The 2,183-nt window shown below is 78.0% G+C and carries 2 protein-coding genes; one reads left to right on the top strand and one right to left on the bottom strand.

The window, feature by feature from the left end:
* A partial coding sequence (locus CCN56_RS43605; RefSeq protein ID WP_179200076.1) for an acyltransferase domain-containing protein occupies positions 1-349 on the bottom strand: 349 nt, incomplete at its 3' end.
* Between CCN56_RS43605 and CCN56_RS34000 the strand changes: the two genes are divergently transcribed.
* Positions 281-2,074: an acyltransferase domain-containing protein gene (locus CCN56_RS34000; protein WP_179200075.1), complete on the top strand. Its 1,794-nt coding sequence runs from the start codon at positions 281-283 to the stop codon at positions 2,072-2,074. The two genes, CCN56_RS43605 and CCN56_RS34000, sit on opposite strands and share 69 nt — an antisense overlap.
* The last annotated feature ends 109 nt before the right edge of the window (positions 2,075-2,183 follow it).

Here is a 2,183-nt window from a genome sequence, read left to right as displayed (position 1 = left end):
GGCAGGACGAGGGGGTCGACGCCCCGTGCCGTGCAGCACTCGGTGAGCGAGGCGACAGGGTCGGGTGCGCGCCGACCTCGACGAAGGTGCGGCAGCCGAGGTCGACGAGGGTGTCGACGGCCTGGACGAAGCGGACGGGGCGGCGCAGGTTGTCGGCCCAGTAGGCGTGGTCGAGGGCCGGGCCCTCGACGACCTCCCCGGTCACGGTGGAGACCAGGGCGGCGGTGGTGGCGCGCGGCCGGATGCCCGGCGCCGCCGCGGCGAACTCATGCGCCGGGCCGTGGGCACCGGACGCACCGCGCTCCTCGGCGTCGACGCCGAGACGGCCGAGGAGCTCATCGCCCGGCACGGCGGCGGAGCGGACATCGCCGCCTGGAACGCGCCCGGCTCCACCCTCGTCGCGGGAGAGGCCGCGACCGTGCGGGCCATGGTCGACGAGCTGGCCGCGCAGGAGGTGTTCGGCAGGCTGCTGCCGGGCGACATCGCCTTCCACAGCCGCTTCCTGGAGCCCCTGCGCGAGGAGTTCGCCGCGGCGGCGCCGGGCATCCGGCCGCGCGCCACCACCGCCGCCCTGGTCTCCACCGTGACCGGGGAGGTCGTCGAGGGCCCGGCCCTCGACCACGCCTACTGGGCCGACAACCTGCGCCGCCCCGTCCGCTTCGTCCAGGCCGTCGACACCCTCGTCGACCTCGGCTGCCGCACCTTCGTCGAGGTCGGCGCGCACCCGACCCTGTCGCCCTCGCTCACCGAGTGCTGCACGGCACGGGGCGTCGACCCCCTCGTCCTGCCCACGCTGCGGCGCGGCGAGGGCGAGCAGGAGAACGTCCTGCGGACCGTGTGGGAGCTGCGCCGGACCGGCGCGGCCCGGCCGCACGGCGCGGGCAAGGTGCGGTTCCTCGCGGCGGCCGGCACCGGGGCCCCCCGTATCGCCCTGCGCGGACGGGCCGCCCAGTTCGCCGCCGGCGTCACGGCCACCGCCATGACCGCCCTCGAAACGGCGGGCGGGGCGACGGCACCGACGGCCCCGGAACGGCGGAGCGTCTCGGTCGACTGGGACACGACCGAGGACCTGGCGCCCGCGGAGGCGTCCGTCGTCGCAGGGCCCGTCGCCCCGGGCGCCGCCACCGTCGCCGCGTACGGCCGCACCACCGGATCCGGCTGGACCCGGCTGCTCACCGCACGGCACGAGACGCCCGCCCCGGCGGACGCCGACCCGCCGGACCTCGCCGAGCTGACCGGACGCTGCACCACCCCGCGCACCGTGGCCGACACCGCCGCCGACACCGCCTGGCACGCCGGGGACGAGGTCCTCGTACGGCTGCGCCGGGGCACCGCCCCCGGGCGGCGCTCCGCGCTCGACGTGGCCTTCCGGATCACCGCCGCCGTACTCGGCGCCCACGCGCCGCTCTCCGCCCGGGGCATCGAGCCGTACGACACCGGGGCCGAGCCCCGCTGGGTGCACATCGCCCGGACCGGGGACGGCACCGCGACGACCACGGTCATGGCCGAGGACGGCGGCCCCCTCCTGCGCATCGCCCGGTCCGCCTGGCGCGACCGGACGGCCGGCGACAGCCCGACGGAGGAGGCACCCCCCGCCGCGCGGCAGGACACGGAGGAGAAGGTCGACCCGAGCACGCTCGCGGCCGCCGACCCCGCCACCCGCGCCGCCCTGCTCACCGAGCGGGTGCGCCGGGTCGCCGCCGCCGCGCTGCGCACCACCGTCGACCGGATCCCGGCCCAGCGGCCCCTGAGCAAGCTCGGCATGGACTCGGTGATGGGCCTGGAGGTGCGACGCACCCTCGAAGCCGACTTCGGCGTCGAGATCGGACTCGTCCGCATCCTGCGCGGCGCCACGGCCGCGGACCTCGCCGCCGACATCGCCGACGGGCTCGCACCGCAGCCGACGCCCGGCACGACACACGACCAGCGGGAACCCGGCCACGGCCCGGGACTGCCCGACCTCGACGACCCCGCGGACATCGAGCGGCTCCTCGCCGACCTCGACGCGCTCTCCCCGGAGGAGGTGGACTCGCTGCTCGGCCGACTGGCCGGCGACGCAGCGGGCGAGATATGACGACACACCAGGCCCCGCCCGCGACGGGCACCACCGCCGCCACCCCGGACGAGCGACGCGCCCTTCTCCGCGCCGAGCTGCTGCGCCGGGCCGCCGCCCGGCCCGCCGC

It is taken from the genome of Streptomyces sp. NRRL B-24572 (genome assembly GCF_002156145.1).
In the GTDB taxonomy this organism is placed as follows: domain Bacteria; phylum Actinomycetota; class Actinomycetes; order Streptomycetales; family Streptomycetaceae; genus Streptomyces; species Streptomyces vietnamensis.
This window is presented reverse-complemented; position numbering and strand designations above follow the sequence as displayed.